The 16,001-nt window shown below is 69.9% G+C and carries 15 protein-coding genes and 2 pseudogenes; 7 read left to right on the top strand and 10 right to left on the bottom strand.

Annotation, left to right across the window (positions count from 1 at the left end; genetic code table 11):
- The first annotated feature begins 94 nt into the window (after positions 1-94).
- Together ACIBI9_RS26900 and ACIBI9_RS26895 are read left to right on the top strand one after the other, a co-directional pair.
- A complete protein-coding gene (locus ACIBI9_RS26900) occupies positions 95-1,654 on the top strand; it encodes a carbohydrate-binding protein (protein WP_397225451.1) in 1,560 nt (519 codons plus the stop codon).
- A gap of 65 nt (positions 1,655-1,719) precedes the next feature.
- Entirely contained in the window at positions 1,720-2,001 is a 282-nt protein-coding gene (locus tag ACIBI9_RS26895; RefSeq protein ID WP_397225449.1) for a GNAT family N-acetyltransferase, read from the top strand.
- On the opposite strand, the gene ACIBI9_RS26890 is transcribed toward ACIBI9_RS26895, so the two are convergent.
- The 4 genes from ACIBI9_RS26890 to ACIBI9_RS26875 all read right to left on the bottom strand — a co-directional run bounded on the left by ACIBI9_RS26890 (position 1,953) and on the right by ACIBI9_RS26875 (position 6,723).
- Positions 1,953-3,623: a TlrC/CarA/OleB/SrmB family ABC-F type ribosomal protection protein gene (locus ACIBI9_RS26890; RefSeq protein ID WP_397225447.1), complete on the bottom strand. Its 1,671-nt coding sequence runs from the start codon at positions 3,621-3,623 to the stop codon at positions 1,953-1,955. The genes ACIBI9_RS26895 and ACIBI9_RS26890 overlap by 49 nt on opposite strands.
- Before the next feature lie 44 nt (positions 3,624-3,667).
- Positions 3,668-4,489 (bottom strand): SDR family NAD(P)-dependent oxidoreductase, encoded by an 822-nt coding sequence (locus ACIBI9_RS26885; protein WP_397225445.1) that lies wholly within the window; start codon positions 4,487-4,489, stop codon positions 3,668-3,670.
- A gap of 156 nt (positions 4,490-4,645) precedes the next feature.
- A complete protein-coding gene (locus tag ACIBI9_RS26880) occupies positions 4,646-5,863 on the bottom strand; it encodes a S8 family serine peptidase (RefSeq protein ID WP_397225443.1) in 1,218 nt (405 codons plus the stop codon).
- On the bottom strand, positions 5,860-6,723 hold the full coding sequence (locus ACIBI9_RS26875; protein WP_397225441.1) for a hypothetical protein: 864 nt from the start codon (positions 6,721-6,723) through the stop codon (positions 5,860-5,862). Before ACIBI9_RS26875 ends, ACIBI9_RS26880 begins: the two co-directional genes overlap by 4 nt.
- Before the next feature lie 168 nt (positions 6,724-6,891).
- Here ACIBI9_RS26875 and ACIBI9_RS26870 point away from each other — a divergent pair, with 168 nt between their 5' ends.
- Positions 6,892-7,710, top strand: a complete 819-nt coding sequence (locus ACIBI9_RS26870) for an NmrA family NAD(P)-binding protein (protein WP_397225439.1) — start codon at positions 6,892-6,894, stop codon at positions 7,708-7,710.
- On the opposite strand, the gene ACIBI9_RS26865 is transcribed toward ACIBI9_RS26870, so the two are convergent.
- A complete protein-coding gene (locus ACIBI9_RS26865) occupies positions 7,700-8,677 on the bottom strand; it encodes a GlxA family transcriptional regulator (RefSeq protein ID WP_397225437.1) in 978 nt (325 codons plus the stop codon). The two genes, ACIBI9_RS26870 and ACIBI9_RS26865, sit on opposite strands and share 11 nt — an antisense overlap.
- A 96-nt stretch (positions 8,678-8,773) precedes the next feature.
- Here ACIBI9_RS26865 and ACIBI9_RS26860 point away from each other — a divergent pair, with 96 nt between their 5' ends.
- The gene (locus ACIBI9_RS26860) at positions 8,774-9,403 is read left to right on the top strand and encodes a hypothetical protein (RefSeq protein WP_397225435.1); all 630 of its coding nucleotides are present in this window, start codon (positions 8,774-8,776) and stop codon (positions 9,401-9,403) included.
- Positions 9,404-9,815: 412 nt separating this feature from the next.
- On the opposite strand, the pseudogene ACIBI9_RS26855 reads toward ACIBI9_RS26860, so the two are convergent.
- Positions 9,816-9,869, bottom strand: a pseudogene (locus tag ACIBI9_RS26855) (hypothetical protein); the annotation flags it as partial.
- A gap of 118 nt (positions 9,870-9,987) precedes the next feature.
- Between ACIBI9_RS26855 and ACIBI9_RS26850 the strand changes: the two are divergent.
- Positions 9,988-10,896: a TIGR03619 family F420-dependent LLM class oxidoreductase gene (locus ACIBI9_RS26850; RefSeq protein ID WP_397225433.1), complete on the top strand. Its 909-nt coding sequence runs from the start codon at positions 9,988-9,990 to the stop codon at positions 10,894-10,896.
- Here ACIBI9_RS26850 and ACIBI9_RS26845 read toward each other — a convergent pair.
- The 4 genes and pseudogenes from ACIBI9_RS26845 to ACIBI9_RS26830 all read right to left on the bottom strand — a co-directional run bounded on the left by ACIBI9_RS26845 (position 10,867) and on the right by ACIBI9_RS26830 (position 13,652).
- A complete protein-coding gene (locus tag ACIBI9_RS26845) occupies positions 10,867-12,075 on the bottom strand; it encodes an FAD-dependent monooxygenase (RefSeq protein ID WP_397225431.1) in 1,209 nt (402 codons plus the stop codon). The genes ACIBI9_RS26850 and ACIBI9_RS26845 overlap by 30 nt on opposite strands.
- 16 nt (positions 12,076-12,091) lie before the next feature.
- Positions 12,092-12,661, bottom strand: a complete 570-nt coding sequence (locus tag ACIBI9_RS26840; RefSeq protein WP_397225429.1) for a TetR/AcrR family transcriptional regulator — start codon at positions 12,659-12,661, stop codon at positions 12,092-12,094.
- A 163-nt stretch (positions 12,662-12,824) separates the two neighbouring features.
- Positions 12,825-13,109, bottom strand: a pseudogene (locus ACIBI9_RS26835) (aldehyde dehydrogenase family protein); the annotation flags it as partial.
- A gap of 312 nt (positions 13,110-13,421) precedes the next feature.
- A complete protein-coding gene (locus ACIBI9_RS26830) occupies positions 13,422-13,652 on the bottom strand; it encodes a hypothetical protein (RefSeq protein WP_397225427.1) in 231 nt (76 codons plus the stop codon).
- Between the two features lie 849 nt (positions 13,653-14,501).
- Here ACIBI9_RS26830 and ACIBI9_RS26825 point away from each other — a divergent pair.
- Positions 14,502-14,741 (top strand): hypothetical protein, encoded by a 240-nt coding sequence (locus ACIBI9_RS26825; protein WP_397225425.1) that lies wholly within the window; start codon positions 14,502-14,504, stop codon positions 14,739-14,741.
- A 799-nt stretch (positions 14,742-15,540) separates the two neighbouring features.
- Positions 15,541-16,001, top strand: a 461-nt coding sequence (locus ACIBI9_RS26820; RefSeq protein WP_397225423.1) for a BTAD domain-containing putative transcriptional regulator, incomplete at its 3' end; no start/stop codon positions are given.

Here is a 16,001-nt window from a genome sequence, read left to right as displayed (position 1 = left end):
ATGAAAGTTTCACTGACAGTTGACGTCCGGAAAGCGCTTTCCTACTGTGGCCTGGTTTTCACCCGCGCCGCCGTACCAACACCATTGGAGAAGGATGATGCGCCTGAAAGCCGTCCTCGCGTGCGCCGGCCTGTTAGCCGGTGCATTCGTCGCACTGTCGCAAGCCGCCGCGCACGCCGCACCGACGCGGTACGAGGCGGAGAGCTCGCCCGCGGTCTGTACCGGCACCATAGACAGCAACTGGTCCGGGTACTCGGGCAGCGGATTCTGCAACGGCAACAACGCCACCGGCGCCTCCGCCCAGTTCACCGTCAACGCCGGCGCGGCCGGCACGGCGACGCTGAGCGTGCGGTTCGCGAACGGGACCACGACCGCCCGGCCCGCCGACCTGATCGTCAACGGGTCGACGGTCCAGAACGTCTCGTACGAGGGCACCGGCGCCTGGGACACCTGGGTGACCAAGACGCTCACCGTGTCGGTGCGGTCGGGCAGCAACACCATCCAGCTCAACCCGACCACCTCGAACGGCCTGGCCAACATCGACTACATCGACGTCGACGCGGGCGGCACGACCCCGCCGACGGGCAGCACGCTGTACGTGGCGCCGAACGGCAGGGACAGCGCAACCGGGACGCAGTCGGACCCGACGACCCTCACCTCGGCGATCACCCGCGTCACCGCCGGCGGGACGATCTACGTACGCGGCGGGACCTACAACTTCTCGCAGACGGTCACCATCGCGCCGGGCAACAACGGCACCTCCAGCGCCCGTAAGAAACTGTCCGCCTACCCCGGTGAGACCCCGATCCTGAACTTCTCGGCCCAGAGCGAGGACCCGGCCAACCGCGGGCTCGCCGTGAACGGGTCGTACTGGCACATCTACGGCATCGTCGTCGAGCGTGCCGGTGACAACGGCATCTTCGTCGGCGGCAGCAACAACATCTTCGAACGCACGGTGACGCGGTTCAACCGCGACACGGGGCTGCAGCTCTCGCGGATCGCCTCTGACACGCCCCGCGACCAGTGGCCGTCCAACAACCTCGTCCTGAGCGCGTTGTCACACGACAACGCCGACTCCGACGGCGAGGACGCCGACGGCTTCGCCGCGAAGCTCACCGTCGGCTCCGGCAACGTCTTCCGCTACTGCGTGTCCCGCAACAACATCGACGACGGCTGGGACCTCTACACCAAGACGGACACGGGAGCCATCGGCCCGGTGACCATCGAGGACTCCCTGTCGTACAACAACGGCACCCTCAGCGACGGCAGCCAGGCCGGCAACGGTGACCGCAACGGCTACAAGCTCGGCGGCGAGGACATCGCGGTCAACCACACCATCCGGCGGAGCATCGCGTACCGCAACGGCAAGCACGGCTTCACCTACAACCGCAACCCCGGCACGATGACGGTGTCGGACAACGTCAGCATCGACAATGCCGAGCGCAACTACTCGTTCGACGCCGGCACCTCGGTGTTCCGCAACAACGTCTCGTGCCGCAGCGGCAGCGGGACCAACGACCGGATCGTCGGCAACGCCGACAGCTCGAACCAGTTCTGGTCCGGCTCCAACGGGTCCCGGTGCTCGTCCTACAGCGGCGCCCTGAAGTGGTCCTTCGCCTCGGACGGCCGCCTCGTCGTGACCTTCGGCGGGTGACGCCGTGACAGAGGGGGCGAGTACGCCACCGTACTCGCCCCACTCCGTTGGACTCGGCTGCGACCTTGGAAGCCTTTGCGCCGCCGCGCGCGGCCGAGGTTGATCTCGCTGCGTGGTGCACGGTGTTCAGCGAGCACGACACCGCGGTGCTTCCCGAGCACCGAGGGCGCGGCCTGGCTCGTTGGATCAAGGCCGAGCAGACCCTGCGGCTGCACGAACGTTTCCCGTCCGTGCGCACCGTCACCGCGACGGTCAACCAGCAGAACCTGCCGATGGTCGCGGTGAACCGGGCCGTGGGCTACCGGACGATCGCCGAACGGCTCCTGACGGAAGGGCCTATTCCCTGACGCATCGGCGCCGCGCCCGCGTCCAGTTCCAGGTGGGAGCCGGTGAACGCGGCCCGCAGGCGCCGATCGTGCGTCACGACCACCAGCGCGCCCCGGTAGGCGGCCAGCGCCTCCTCCAGTTGCTCCACGAGCATCGGCGACAGGTGGTTGGTCGGCTCGTCGAGCAGGAGCAGGTCCACGGGCTCGCTCACCAGCCGGGCGAGCTCGATCCGGCGCCGTTGCCCGTAGGAGAGCTCCCCTACGCGCAACCCGAGGTCCGACGGCCGGAACAGCCCCAGGGCGAGCAGCGCGTCCGCGTGCTCGTCCAGGCTGCCGGGACGCCCGTCCGCGTAGGCCCGCAGCACCGTCCGGTCCGCCGGCCCGGCCCTGCCGATGTCCCGCTCGTCCTGCCGGAAGAACCCGACCCGGCCGGCCCGCCGTACCTCGCCCGCGTCCGGACGCAGTTCCTCGGCGAGCACCCGCATCAGCGTGGTCTTGCCCGCCCCGTTCGGGCCGGTGACGAGCAGCCGCTCACCGGCGCGGACGGTCAGGGAATCAAGGCGGAGCCGGCCCGTCACCACCACGCCGTCGAGCGCGGCCACCTCGGCCCCGGCGGTCGCTCCCCCGGCAGCGAGGGCGGCGGTGAAGCGCAGCGGTTCGGGCGGCGGCGGCGCCGGGTGCTCGGTGAGCCATCGCAGCCGCTGCTGGGACTGCCGGATGCGCCCGGCGGCCCCGTGTGTACGCGAGCGCGCCCGCCAGGTGCCGGTGCCCATGCCCGCCTTGGGGGTCTTGCGCGGGATCCCGGCCAGTCGGCCCGCGTTGGCCGCCACCAGCGTGGCGTGCCGGTCCAGCTCCGTCTTCCACTCCTCGTGGGCCCGCGCCTGGGCGGCGCGTTCGGCGGCCTTGGCGGCGAGGTATCCGGCGTACCCGTCGCCGTAGCGGCGCACCTTCCCGTCGGAGACCTCCAGGATGGCGGTGGTCACCCGCTCCAGGAACACCCGGTCGTGCGTGATCGCCACGACCGTGCCCCGGTGGGCGCGCAGGCGCTGTTCGAGCCAGGCCACGGCCTGGTCGTCCAGGTCGTTGGTCGGCTCGTCGAGCAGCAGCAGCTCGGGAGCGGACGCCAGCGTGGCGGCCAGGGCGAGCCTGGCGCGTTCGCCGCCGGAGAGCGTGCCCAGCGGGCGGCTCCGGTCGAGCCCGGGCAACCCGAGCCCGTGCAGCGCGATCTCCACCCGGACGTCGGCCTCGTAGCCGCCCCGCGCTTCGAACTGCGCCACGAGCCCCGCGTACGTCTCCGCGTCCGCCTCTTCGAGCGACCGCTCGGCCGTCCGCATCCGGGCCTCGAGCTCTCGCAGGTCGGACAGCGCCAGGTCGACGGCGTCGGCCACCGTCGCGTGCGGCGGCAGGGCGAGCGACTGCGGCAGATAGCCGACGCCGCCGGGTGCGACGACCAGGAGCTCGCCGTTGTCCGGCCGCTCGGCGTCCGCCATGAGCCTGAGCAGCGTGGACTTGCCTGACCCGTTGTCGCCGATCACGCCGATCCGCTCGCCGGGTCTGACGGTGAGCGACACCCGGTCCAGGACGACACGGGTGCCGTAACGCCTGGTGATCTCGGTGAGGGCGAGTTGGGCAGCAGTACGCAAAAGGGTGCGCCTCCATTTTCGAGCATGGACAAGGGGGTGGATGGTCAGCCCGGCGCCTGCCGGCTGAGGTGCTCCCAGGCCCGGTACTCCTCCGTCCGGGCCAGCTCCATTTGCTGGACCATGTCGTACGAGGCGCCGCCGACGATCAGCCGCAGCGGCGGCTCCGCCAGGCCGACCAGCTCCATGATCACCGGCGCCGCGGTGCTCGGGTCGGGACCGGCGTCCTCGCCCCACATCTCGGCCAACTGGGCGTACAGCGGCTCGTACTCCGGGCGCCGCTCCGCGATCGTGGTGCCCCGCGTGAACAGGTCCGTGCCGTACCCGCCCGGCTGCACGATCGTCACCTTGACCCCGAACGGCGCCACCTCCATCGCCAGCGCCTGGCTCACCGAGTCGAGCGCGGACTTGCTCGCCGCGTAGAACCCGACGGACGCGAACCCGCCGCCGGACCCCATCGAGGTGACCTGCAGGATGTGGCCGGATCCCTGCGCCCGCAGGTGCGGCACCACGGCCTGGGCCACCCAGACCGCGCCGAAGAAGTTGACCTCGAACTGGGCGCGGATCTCCTCCTCGGTGGCCTCCTCCACCATGCCCAGCAGCAGCCCGCCGGCGTTGTTGACCACGATGTCGAGCCGGCCGAACGCCGCCGCGGCCTCGTCCACGACCTTCCGCACGGCCGCGCGGTCGCGGACGTCCAGCGTCAGCCGTACGAGGCTGTCGGGGTGGGCGGCGGCGAGGTCGGCAAGGGGGCTGAGGTCGCGGGCGGCGGCCACGACACGGTCTCCGGCGGCGAGCGCCGCCTCGGCGAAGGCCCTGCCCAGGCCCCTCGACGCGCCGGTGATGAACCAGACTCGGGCAGTCGTCACGCAGTCTCCTCGTCGCTATGAGACGATACGGTCCGTCTCGTTACGACAAAGGTATACCGGCATTCCCGCTCCACGTCAAGACGGACCGTCTCGTCTCGCATAAATGGCATGCGGCCGTCCCAGGGCACCAACCCGACGGCGGGGCCGGTCGCCGCGTCAGGCGCCGCCCATAGGGCGGCCGGGCGCGGGCCGCGCGCGGGGCCGGCGCATCAGCAGCACCGCGATCAGCAGGAACAGGAGCCCCACCCCGGCGGCCGTGCCGCCCACGGCGACGTAGGACATGTCGATCGGCGGGTTGGTGGTCGGCGCGGCGACCGGCCCGCCACCGAGGTACTCCTTCCCCTTGTACGGGGCCGCTTCGATCTTGGCGTCCTTGGTGGCGCCCGCCGCCCGCACCGCCGCCGCCGCGTCGATCAGCCCGAAGCCGAGGAACACGTTGTAGCCGGACGGCGGCTTCCTGGCGGTCCGCACCAGGATGTCGCGCACCTGCCGGGGCGTCAGATCGGGATTGCGGGACAGCATCAGCGCCGCGGTGCCCGCCGCGAGCGCGCAGGCGGGGGATGTGCCGTCCCCCGCCCGGTAGCCACCGCGGTTGTCGGCGGCGTAGATGTCAACGCCGGGCGCGGTGATCGTGTTGTACGTGTGGACCTGGGAGAACTCCGCCCGCGCGCCGCCCGGCCCCATCGCCGCCACCGCGATCACTCCGGGGTACGCGGCCGGGTAGGAGACGACGTTGTTCGCGTCGACCTCCAGCGGGTCGGTGGATCCGCCGTTGCCCGCGCTGGCCAGCAGGATGGCCCCCTTGCCGAGGGCGTAGTCGACGGCCGAGGCCGTGAGGTCGTCATAGCCGCTGCCGAAGCCCCACTCGTCGGTGCCGAGGGACATGGAGATCACCCGGGCGCCCTTGTCGACGGCGTACCGGATGCCCTTGGCCAGCGCGGTGCCCGCCTTGATGCTCTCCTTGTCGGCGGCGGTGCTGCCGGACTTGGCGGCGGCCTCCGCGCGCTTGCGCGCCGGGTCCTCCCGGTCCCAGATCACGCGTACCGAGAGCACCCGGGCCTGCGGGGCGACCCGCAGCACGCTGGAGGCCATGGCGGTGCCGTGCGCGCCCCAGTACGACTGCCCGGGCCGGGCGCCCCCGCCGATGAAGTCGGGGCCGCTCGTCACCCGTCCGCGGAACTCCGGATGGTTCTTCATGACCCCGGTGTCCAGGACCGCGACGGTGACCCCCTTGCCCTGTCCGAGCTGCTGCGCCGCCGGCACCTTCATGACCTGCTGTTCCCAGCCCCGCGGCGCCTCGGCCACGGCCGGCGCCGCGGTGGCCGCGACCAGTCCGGCGACCAGCACGGCCGCGCAGGTCAGCCTGCGAATCATGCCCCCACCTTCCGGGACTCCGCGTACAGCCGGGTGGCCAGGCTCTCCGCCAGCCCTTGCGCGGTGTACGCCCACGCCTCACGGTCCTCCCTCTGCGGGAATTCCCTCCTGCCCCACGGTTCGGGCAGCCGTCCGGGCCTGCGTCCGTCCGCCGGCCCCGTGGTGACCGCCACGAACATGGGCACGTCCCCGACGGTCCGGCCGCCGTTCCCGGTGCGCGCGGAGTCGTTCCACTTGGTGCCGGGCGCGGCGAGAGCGCGCACCGAGTGGTCCGGCTTCCGCTGCGCCTCCCTGACGAGGCCCTCCAGATCGACGCGGGGCATCGAGTCGCGGAAGGCGACCAGGGCCACGGTGGCGGCCGTTCCTCCGGTGTCGTCCACGTACGTGGCGCGGATGGCCGCGACGCAGCCCCGCTCGGCGGCGACCTGGGCCAGCTCGCCGGAGAGCCCCGCCCGGCAGGAGGTGTCGGAGGAGATCGCGGCCCTGGTCCAGCCGCGCTCGTCGTTCGGTGAGGAGTAGCCCTTGTCGGGGTGCTCCCGGCCGAGCTGGGGCGGGAACAGCTTCTCGACGGGCACGTTGCGCCACAGCTCCTTGGAGTACGCCGAGTTGTGGATGACCTGCCGGCTGTTGGAGTACGCGTGCGCGATGAGCGCGCCACCGCCGAGCACGGCCAGCAGACCGAAGCCCGCGACGAGGAACCCCAAGACGACCCGCCAGGCGCTGCGCCGCGGCCGCACCGGCACGGTCGGCGGTTGCGGGTGCTGGTAGGGGCCCGGCGGGGGCGCGTACTGGTAGGGATGCCCGGGGGGCGGCTGAGGGGGATGGAACCCCGGCCCGGAGCCGGACGGGGGGTGCATCATCGTCTCTCCTGTCGTGCGAACGGGGCGATCAAGGGTCGGAGCACGGTTCCGTTTTAACCCCTCTGATCGATTTGCGCGTTCTGACCCTATCGGTGCTCGACGGGCTTCCTTGACCTCAAGTGCGCTTCACTTTCTAGCGTCGTCAGCGACGGACGAAAGGAGTCGACTGTGACGACACTTGTCACGGGTGCCACCGGGAACACCGGCCGCCACGTGGTGACGGAGCTGCTGCGCCGAGGAGAGCCCGTTCGGGCGCTGACCCGCGATCCGATCGCGGCCGCGAAGAAGCTGCCGGCCGAGGTGGAGCTGGTGGCCGGCACGCACCACGAACCGGACACGTTGGGCACCGCCCTCGACGGCGCCGACCGACTGCACATCACGGTGACGACGGGACTCGCCGAGGTCGGTCCCGAGTTGGTCCGGCGGGCGGTCGCCGCAGGCGTCCGGCGCATCACCGTGGTGTGGGGCGGCTGGGTGGGGCCCGTCGAGCAGGCCGTGGCGGACTCGGGCGTGGAATGGACACGTCTGGAGCCGCAGGAGTTCATGTCCAACACGTTGACCTGGGCCGAATCGATCCGGGCCGAGGGGGTCGTCCGCGAGCCGTACGACTTTCCCAGCGCGCTGGTCCACGAGGCCGACATCGGGGCCGTGGCGGCCGTCGCGCTGCTCGACGACGGCCATGCGGGACGCGCGTACAACCTCACCGGGCCCGAGGCGCTGACCTCGCGCGAACGGATCGCGCTCCTGTCCCGGAGCGTCCACCGCGACATCACCTTCGAACCCATCACCCATGAACAGGCCGTCGACCGGCTGATGGCCACCGGAGTTTCGCGCGCGGACGCCGAGTACGTCATCGGCTGGTACGCCGCCCCCAGCGATTCCTCCACGACCGTGGACGACACCGTCGAACGGGTGATCGGCCGTCCGGCGCGTACGTTCGCGCAGTGGGTGGCGGAGCACGCCGAACGTTTCAAGATCAGCCGTTAGGTCGACGTCCCCGGTGGGCGGCGCGGTACCGCGACGGGGGCATCCCGTACCGCCGTACGAACTCCCGGCGGAGCGTCTCCGCCGAGCCCAGCCCGCATCGCCCGGCCACGTCAGGCAGCGGCAGCGAGGTGCTGACCATGAGGTGGGCGGCCGCCGCGATGCGGGCCTCGCGGACGAAGCGGCCCGGCGTCTGACCCAGGTGCGCCACGAACAGCCGCGTAAGGTGGCGGGCGCTGACCCCGGCGACGCCGGCCAGCGCGGTCGTGCTGACATCGCCCGCGAGATTGGCCTTGACGTGGTCGACCACGGCCCGTACGGCGTCGTGATCGGGCGGCGGCGCGGCCGTGAACATGCTCATCTGCGCCTGGTTGCCCGGCCGCTGTAGATATGTCACCAGCATCCGGGCGACCGTCCGGGCGAGGTCGACGCCGTGGTCCTCCTCGATGAAGGCCAGCGTCAGGTCCAGGGCGCTGGTGATGCCCGCCGCGGTGTAGATCTTCCCGTCCCGGATGAAGATCGGGCCCGGGTCGACGTCCACATTGACGTACTGGGCGGCGAGTGTGTCGGCGAAGCGCCAGTGCGTCGTCGCCCGCTTGCCGTCGAGGAGTCCCGTCGCGGCGAGGATGCTGGCCCCGGTGCACACCGACGCCACCCGGCGGCTGATCCTGGCCAGCCGCTGTATGTGCGCGACGACGAGCGGGTTGCGGGCGGCCTGGGCGTGGCCGAGCCCGCCGGAGACGATCAGCGTGTCGAGCGGGCCGGTGAGCCGTTCGAGCGCCTGCCCGCTCTGCAGCACCATCCCGGGCCGGCAGGAGATCGGACGTTGTCCCGGACTGACCACCATGACCTGGTACGGCTCGCGCAACTGGCCCAGCCCGTTGGCCATGTCCAGGCTCGTGCTGACACAGGCGATGTCGAGCAGCTCGGCGTTGTCGTAGGCGACGATCGCCACGGGACGGCCGTCCACGGGCCGACTGTAGCCCGCAGGACCGGGATCCCACAATTCCGGACCTGTCTCACCGCGACAATGGTGCGCCGTGCGGCTGCGGATCACGGTGTGGCTATGACAAGACGCTCCCATGACGGCGGTGTGGCCGCCGACCAGGCCGGCAGCCGGGACGCCACCGAGCAGCCCAGGTGGCTGCGGGCGGTGTCCGCGGTGGGGCGCCGCTGGCCGACCTGGCTGGCGCTCGGCTGGGCGGCCATCAGCCTTTCCGACGTCGGTGACGGCCTGGAGTACGCGATCCTTTTCATCCTGCCCGCCACGGGTTACCTGTTCCTCGCGGTGGTCGACCGACCCCGCATCACGTGGGCGGTCGTGGTCGCGATACTGGCGACGGCCGTGGTCCTGCGCCTGCTCAAGATCGACCCGTGGCCCGCCCTGGCCCTCGTCGTGGTCGCCCTCGCCGCCGTGGGCCTGATCAGCGGCCAGTTGCGCAGGCCCGGCATGTACGCGCTGCAGCCACTGGGCGCGCTCGCCTTCATGGCCTCCGGCCTGGTGGTGCTGTCGGTCCCCACCACGGCCGGAGGCTACCTCGTGGCGGCCGGGCTCCTGGGCCATGCCGCGTGGGACGCCTTCCACTGGCGCGCGAACAAGATCGTCGCTCGGTCGTTCGCCGAATGGTGCGGCGTGCTGGACCTGGTGCTCGGCGTGGGACTGCTGGTCCTGCTCCTGGTGCGTTCAGGTGCTTGACGACGATCTCGGGCTGCTCCTCGGGGATGTAGTGGCCACTGTCCGGCACGAGCACCACCTCGACATCGGTGCCCTTGTCCGGCAGCACCGCCTGGAGGAGCATGTGCTCCCCCTCCCCGCCGCCCAGGCCCAGCAGCGGCACGGTCACCTCGCCGTAGGCCTTCTCGTCGGCGATGTCCTGCCCGAACGCCCGGTACCACGCATTGCCTGCCCGGATCGCGTCCGGGGTGGAGTAGGCGCGGGCGTAGACGTCGCGGTCGCGGTCGCCGATGGAGGCGGGATCCTCGATCAGGTAGTCGCACATCCAGTCGATCAGCTCGCGGGACCGGCCGGCGAGCAGGCGTTCCGGCAGGCCGGGCACGCCCATGCCGCGCAGGTCGACGGCGATCACCTGGTGGCGTCCGGCGAGAGGCGGCATGATCTTGTGGAACTCCCACCACGTCTGCGGCCACCCGCCCAGCAGCACCAAGGGCCCGCCCCGGCTTTCCCGGACTGCTCGCCGTCGTGTTCGGCAGCGACGGCGCACCCCGGCAGTGAGCGCGCGTTTGCCCTGACACTGACGTCAAGGATGTAGCGTGCCGACGATGAAATTCGCGATCGGCTACTCGACGGCCGGCGGACTCGACCCCGACGGGCTCGTAACCTATGCCCGCCATGCTGAGGACTGCGGCTTTGAGGGGCTGTACCTGCCGGAGCACATCGTGCTGTATCCCGGCGCCAGGTTCGGCCCCTTCGAGTTCCCGCCGTCCCTGCCCTATCCCGATCCGCTCGACTGCCTGACCTTCGTCGCGGCGGCCACCCGGCGCATCCTGCTCGGCACCGCCGTGCTGCTGTTGCCGTACCACCACCCCGTGGTCCTGGCCAAGCGCCTGGCGACCATCGACGTGCTGTCCAAGGGACGGATGCGGCTGCTCACCGTGGGGTTGGGCACGCTGCCCGGCGAGGCCACGGCGACGGGAGTCGACTTCAGCACCCGCGGGCGGCGTACCGACGAGGCCATCGACGTGCTGCGGTTGCTGTGGGGAGGCGACGAGAAGGGCGTCAGCTTCGACGGCGAGTTCTTCGGCTTCGACGACGTGACCAGCTACCCGAAGCCGCACTCGGCCACGCACCTGCCGATCCACGTCGGCGGGTCGAGCCGGGCGGCCGCACGGCGTGCCGGGCGGCGCGGCGACGGCTATTTCCCCGGCGGCGCGCTCACCCCGGAGGAACGCGCGATCCAGTGGCAGCTGGTGCAGGCGACCGCCGTGGAGGCCGGCCGTGACCCCGGCGCGCTGGAGTACATCCGATGGGGGTCGATCGACATGTCCGCCGAACGGGTCGAGTCCCTCGCCGCGCAAGGCGTGACCCGCATCGTGGTCAGCCCCACCTCGGCGGAACCGGAGCACCAGCGCGACGAGATGTCCGCGTTCGCCGAGCGGTTCGCCCTCCTCGGCGCCGACGTCGTCCAGGCCGGCGCTGGATCACGTGGCGTTGATGATGGCGGTCTGTGAGCTGGTCGCGCGCAGGTTGGTGATGACGGCGGTGGATTTGCCGGCGAGGGCGGCGGCCACGTAACGGTCGATGACGGGGAGCCGGGCCAGCTTGAGGGCGGCGCGCCGGAGGCGCAGCTGTCGGGTGGTGGCGGGGATGAACCAGCGGGTCCCGTCACGGGCTACCTGCTGCTTTTCGGTGACCACCGGTCGCAGCGCCTGCTCGTAACGGTGCAGAGCGGTGTCAATGGTGTCGGTACGGGACAGGTGCTCGGCCAGGACGTACGCGCCGGTGATGCCCAAGGAGGCGCCCTGGCCGGCGAGAAGGGACACCGCGTAGGCGGCGTCGCCGATGAGCACCACGCGGCCCCGGCTCCAGATCGGCATGTCGATCTGGGCGACCTGGTCGTAGTACACCTGCTCCGGCGGCGGACAGGCGGCCAGAGCGCGCGGCGCGACCCAGCCGAGGGTGCCGTATTCGTGCCGGATCGCCGCGCGTGGATCGGCCGGCAGCGTGGGGTCGGGGGTGCGATGCACGGTGAAGACCGCCACGCGCCGGTCCCGCAGCCCGTAGAAGCCCAGCTGCCGGTTGACGGTGTCGGTCAGGCAGAACTGCCGGGCCACCTGGGCGTGGATGCCGGCGTCGTCGAACGAGTACGCGGCGGTGTGGAATCCCAGGTATCGCAGGAACTCGCGTTCGGGTCCGAAGACGTGGTCGCGGACGGTGGAGTGGATGCCGTCGGCGCCCACCAGGAGATCGGCCTCGATGGTGCTGTCGTCGGCGAGGGTGACGGTGACGCCGTCGGTGCGGTTGTCGATGCGGGTGAGGGTGGTGCCGTGGCGCACATCGACCTGGTCGGAGATGTGTTCGCGCAGAGCGCGTTCCAGGTCGGGACGCATGATGCTGGTCAGCCGGCCGTTCACGATCTTGGCGAACTGGGCGAACCGCACGCGGGAACGCCGGCGGCCGCGCTGATCCCGGTAGGTCATTTCATCGATCTCGTAGCCCAGCTCCCGGATGCGCGGCAGCACGCCCATGGCCTCGGCGGCGTCGTAGCCGGGGCCGAAGAAGTCGATCATGTAGCCCTGGGTGCGAGGGCCGGGCGCCTTTTCCAGAACCACGACCTCGGCCCCGAAGCTGTCGAGGCGCTGGGCGAGGGCCAGTCCGGCGATTCCGGCGCCACAGATGACCACTTTCACGACATATCCCCATTCCTTACTCGGCGGGTGTGATGAGCCGCTCCAGGACGGTTGTCAGGTCCGCGGCGTCCGGCCCCGGGCCGAGCGCGCGGTGCAGAACGATGCCGTCGAACGCGGCGGCCAGCACCGCGGCGGTCGCCTCAGGCGCGGCCACCCCCTGCTCGGCCAGCCGCGCGGCCAGCAGCCGCCGGAACTCGTCGACGACCGCACCCACTGAGCGGCGCAGGCTTTCGTCCCGGCCCGCGGCCAGGTACGTCTCGGCGAACAGCAGCGAGGTCGGATCCCGGCCGTCATAGTCCTTCAGGCCGGCCACCATCAGCTTCAGCGCTTCGTCAGGCGTGCGCGCCTGCTCCAGGCCCGCGCCGATCTGCTCGATCAGCGCCCGCATCACGCCGAGCGCGGCCTCGGCCAGCAGGGCCTGCACGGAGGCGAAGTGGTAGTGCACCACGCCGGGGGCCACTCCGGCCCGGTCGGCCAGCATCCGCGTACTGACCGCCGACCAGCCCCGCTCGGCGATCAACTCGGCCGCCACACCGAGCAGACGCCGACGCGCCTCCCGCCCCCGCTCCGCCGCCGTCGCACTCATCGCCCACACTCCTGGTCGATCGCCCTGGACGATCGCCCTGGACATATGTCCAAAGTAGCACGTACTTGCGCATAAGGCATCCATCAGGACCGCGAACCTCCCATCCCGACCCTCACGACGTGTGGATGCGCAGCACCTGGAGGCTGGCCAGTTCGTACACCCCTCACTTGCCGAGCTCGCGCCCGTGGCCGCCGGCCTTGATCCCGCCGGCGGGAAGGCGCGGATCGGTCGTGGAGATCGTGTTGATGAAGACGACGCCCGCGTGGATCCTTCCGCTCACGGATGCGGCGTGCTCGCTGTCGGTGCTCCACAGGCTGCTGCTCAGTCCGTAGCGCGAGGAGTTCGCGATGGCGATGACCTCGTCGTCCACACTGGTCGTGAGCGGGCCGAACGTCTCCTCGGAGAGGAGGACGGAGTCGTACCCGTCCACTTCGACGATCGACGGCGAGAGCCAGGCCCCGGGGCAAGTTCAGGCGCTTCGGCCTGCGCGATCACCCGACCCCCGGCCGCCAGGACTTGGGCACGTTGTAGGCGGAGCGAGTCGCGCAGGTCATGGCGCGCGTCACGCACGTCGCGGTGGACGAGAATCCGCTTCCCCCGTTGAGGAATCTGGATCTCACATGAGAAAAGGGCCTCCGGATTACTCCGAAGACCCTTTCCTACCCTGGTGGAGATGAGGGGATTCGAACCCCTGATCCCTTCGATGCGAAGCATTCGAAGGGATCGATTGAGCACATGTCTGTCCGGCCAGGTAACCGCACTAGTTCGTCACACGCATCACTTTATGGCTGGTGGCGGGAGACGGACGGGACACGCAATAGTACTTCTTTGTCCCAAGACTGAGCGCCGTAAGGGTCTTGGCGGCCGCGACGCACATCTTACGAGTGGGGTAGTAGCTAACGACAGTATCTGCGCTGGCCGGGTCCGGGCTGACCGTCAGCGTCAAAAGCGTCGCCGCTGCCAGCACGGCAATCGTAACGAATCGCTTCATAAAACGCCTTCCCTTGAAGGTGATACCAAAGGCTAGCTCAACGACCGGCCTAATAAATGTCGAGTGAACACCCGACAATCACCGGATAGCATCCTGAATTTCCTGCCAAGGTTGTGGATGCAACCATAGAGTGCGGCGGCATGTTTCTGGTATGTCGTGGATACGTTGGCGACGGCTTACGAGGGATGCGTATGTTCCGCCAGCATCACCCTTGGCCTGCCCGTCTGCCGTCGTCCCATCCGTAGGGGTAGCGGGCCAGCCGCGGGACTGCCTGGCCGCGCGCCCGGTGTCCATGGCCGTGATAGAGCGGAGGCGGCCCCCGGCTGGTCTGCCAGGGCTTGCCCTGGGACGGCGGCAGGCGGGCAGGCTTCCATGGCAACTGCCCCGGACATGCAGGGAACGATCTTGGCTGCCCCGAGCAGGAGCGCCCCCGCCGTAGGCATGCAGTAAGGCCCGCCCCGTGACCGCGCACGTGTGCGCTGACCGGCTCCCTCTGCGACCCGAGAAGTGCGCTCCCCTGTGATCACGCTGTACCGTCGCACGGCGGGCCCCTTCCACTCCTCCGCGCCAGCCGTCCGGCGGTGCTTTCAGCCGTCCGCCGGGACCGTCAGCGGGAGGCGGCGTGCCGAGACGGCGGCGCGTGCGGCCCCCTCGGGGCCGCCTTGAGAACGGCCTCACTGGCCGTGATCCTCAGACTGTAGAGACGAACACGATCCTGTGCCGAGTCCACATCATTCCTGACCTCGGAGCACGCAAGCTCAAGGATCTCAAGGCCGCAGAGGTCGAGACGTGGCTCCGGATCAAGGCCCAAACGCTCAGCACGCGAACCCTGCAAGCCCTCTCTCCGCGTTGAACCGCATCGTCAAACGCGCCATGGCTCGCGAGAAGGTGAAGCGCAACGTCGTCGAGCTCTGCACCCTCCCCAAGGGACGAGGCGATAGACCGTCTCGATCACTGACCTTCCAGCAAGCCCTCGCCATTCTCAGCGCATCCACGCACCATCGCATGCATCCCTACATCGTGGTCCCCTCCTCACCGGAGCACGCACCGAAGAACTACGTGACCTTCGCTGGGACCACGTCGGCCTGAAGGGCAAACCAGCGTCCTTCGGCAAACCCGCGATCCCCCCGAACATCGCTGCATGGCGGTCAGTCAACCCGGGGCACACCACGGTCTCCAACAAACCCGCGCGTGAACACCACGTGAGCTACGACACAGCTTCGTATCACTGCTCTCCGATGATGGCGGCCTATCCATAGACGAGATCGCAAAACTGTGCGGACACGCCAGCACATCCGTGACCGAGACCGTCTATCGACACCAGATCCGGCCCGTCATCCAAACCGGCGCCCTGGCCATGGGTCGCATCTTCAACGACATCACGGACGCTTAGCGGTCCAGCAGCATGTCACTCAGAAGATCTAAAGGCCGCTCCCGATCACTCGGAAGCGGCCTTTGACCTGGGTGGAGATGAGGGGATTCGAACCCCTGACCCCTTCGACGCGAAGGAACACCGGGAAGTCCGAGGAAGTCGCAAGGCGGTGGCTCCCAAAAATGGCTCCCATGGCTCCTCCCTGGGGTGGGAAATGCCGGGTCGTTGTCGAGGTGCCAACTCTGGCCATGCCTGACCCCAGCGAGCCGATCGGCGACGCCTCCGAGGATCTGCGTCCGACGTGGCAGCTGAAGCGGCCCGCGCACCTGGCACCAGGAGGGAAGCACCAGGATGAGTACGGCACAGCGAAGAGTCCCGACACGGCGACAGCGTGTCAACACGCGGTATGTTCCGATATGTTCGTCACTTGCCGCTCAGAAGATCGCGGAGGGGGCCCTCCAACAGGTAACGGTCATGACCGATGAAACGCTGGTCCTGCCTACGGAGGGTTGTGCGATGGGACTGAGGATCAAGATCTTGGGTCCGTGGGAGCTGACGGCAGGCGGCGACGTGCTGCCGCTGACCGGCAGCCGGCGGATCGGCCTGCTGACCCGGCTGGCATTGAGCGCCGGCCGAGTGGTCACCACTGACCAGCTCCTCACCGATGTGTGGGGAGAGAGCCAGGCGGCGACGGCGCCGAAGCAGCTCCACATCGTGGTGTCGAAGCTTCGCGAGTTCCTCGCGCCCCGGGCGCTCGACGAGGTCATCGTGACCGCGCCAGGTGGATACTGCCTGGACGTGCCACCTGATCACGTCGATGCTCACCTGTTCATGCGGCTGGTGCGCGAAGCGCGTGCCGGCCGGGCCAGAGGAGAGATCGTAACGGCGGACAGGTCGTTCCGGCAGGCTCTGGCCCTGTGGCGGGGACAGCCCCTGGCGGGCATGTCGGCGGAGTGGGCCCAGATCGAGGCCACCCG

This window comes from Nonomuraea sp. NPDC050451 (assembly GCF_044458585.1).
Note: the sequence above shows the minus strand (reverse complement) of the source record. Positions and strands in the feature narration are given on the sequence as shown.

Coding starts and splice junctions, on each gene's coding strand:
- ACIBI9_RS26900 (WP_397225451.1), top strand. CDS start 95: ATGATGCGCCTGAAAGCCGTCCTCGCGTGCGCCGGCCTGTTAGCCGGT.
- ACIBI9_RS26880 (WP_397225443.1), bottom strand. CDS start 5,863: ATGATTCGCAGGCTGACCTGCGCGGCCGTGCTGGTCGCCGGACTGGTC.
- ACIBI9_RS26875 (WP_397225441.1), bottom strand. CDS start 6,723: ATGATGCACCCCCCGTCCGGCTCCGGGCCGGGGTTCCATCCCCCTCAG.
- ACIBI9_RS26860 (WP_397225435.1), top strand. CDS start 8,774: ATGACAAGACGCTCCCATGACGGCGGTGTGGCCGCCGACCAGGCCGGC.
- ACIBI9_RS26850 (WP_397225433.1), top strand. CDS start 9,988: ATGAAATTCGCGATCGGCTACTCGACGGCCGGCGGACTCGACCCCGAC.
- ACIBI9_RS26840 (WP_397225429.1), bottom strand. CDS start 12,661: ATGAGTGCGACGGCGGCGGAGCGGGGGCGGGAGGCGCGTCGGCGTCTG.
- ACIBI9_RS26830 (WP_397225427.1), bottom strand. CDS start 13,652: ATGAAGCGATTCGTTACGATTGCCGTGCTGGCAGCGGCGACGCTTTTG.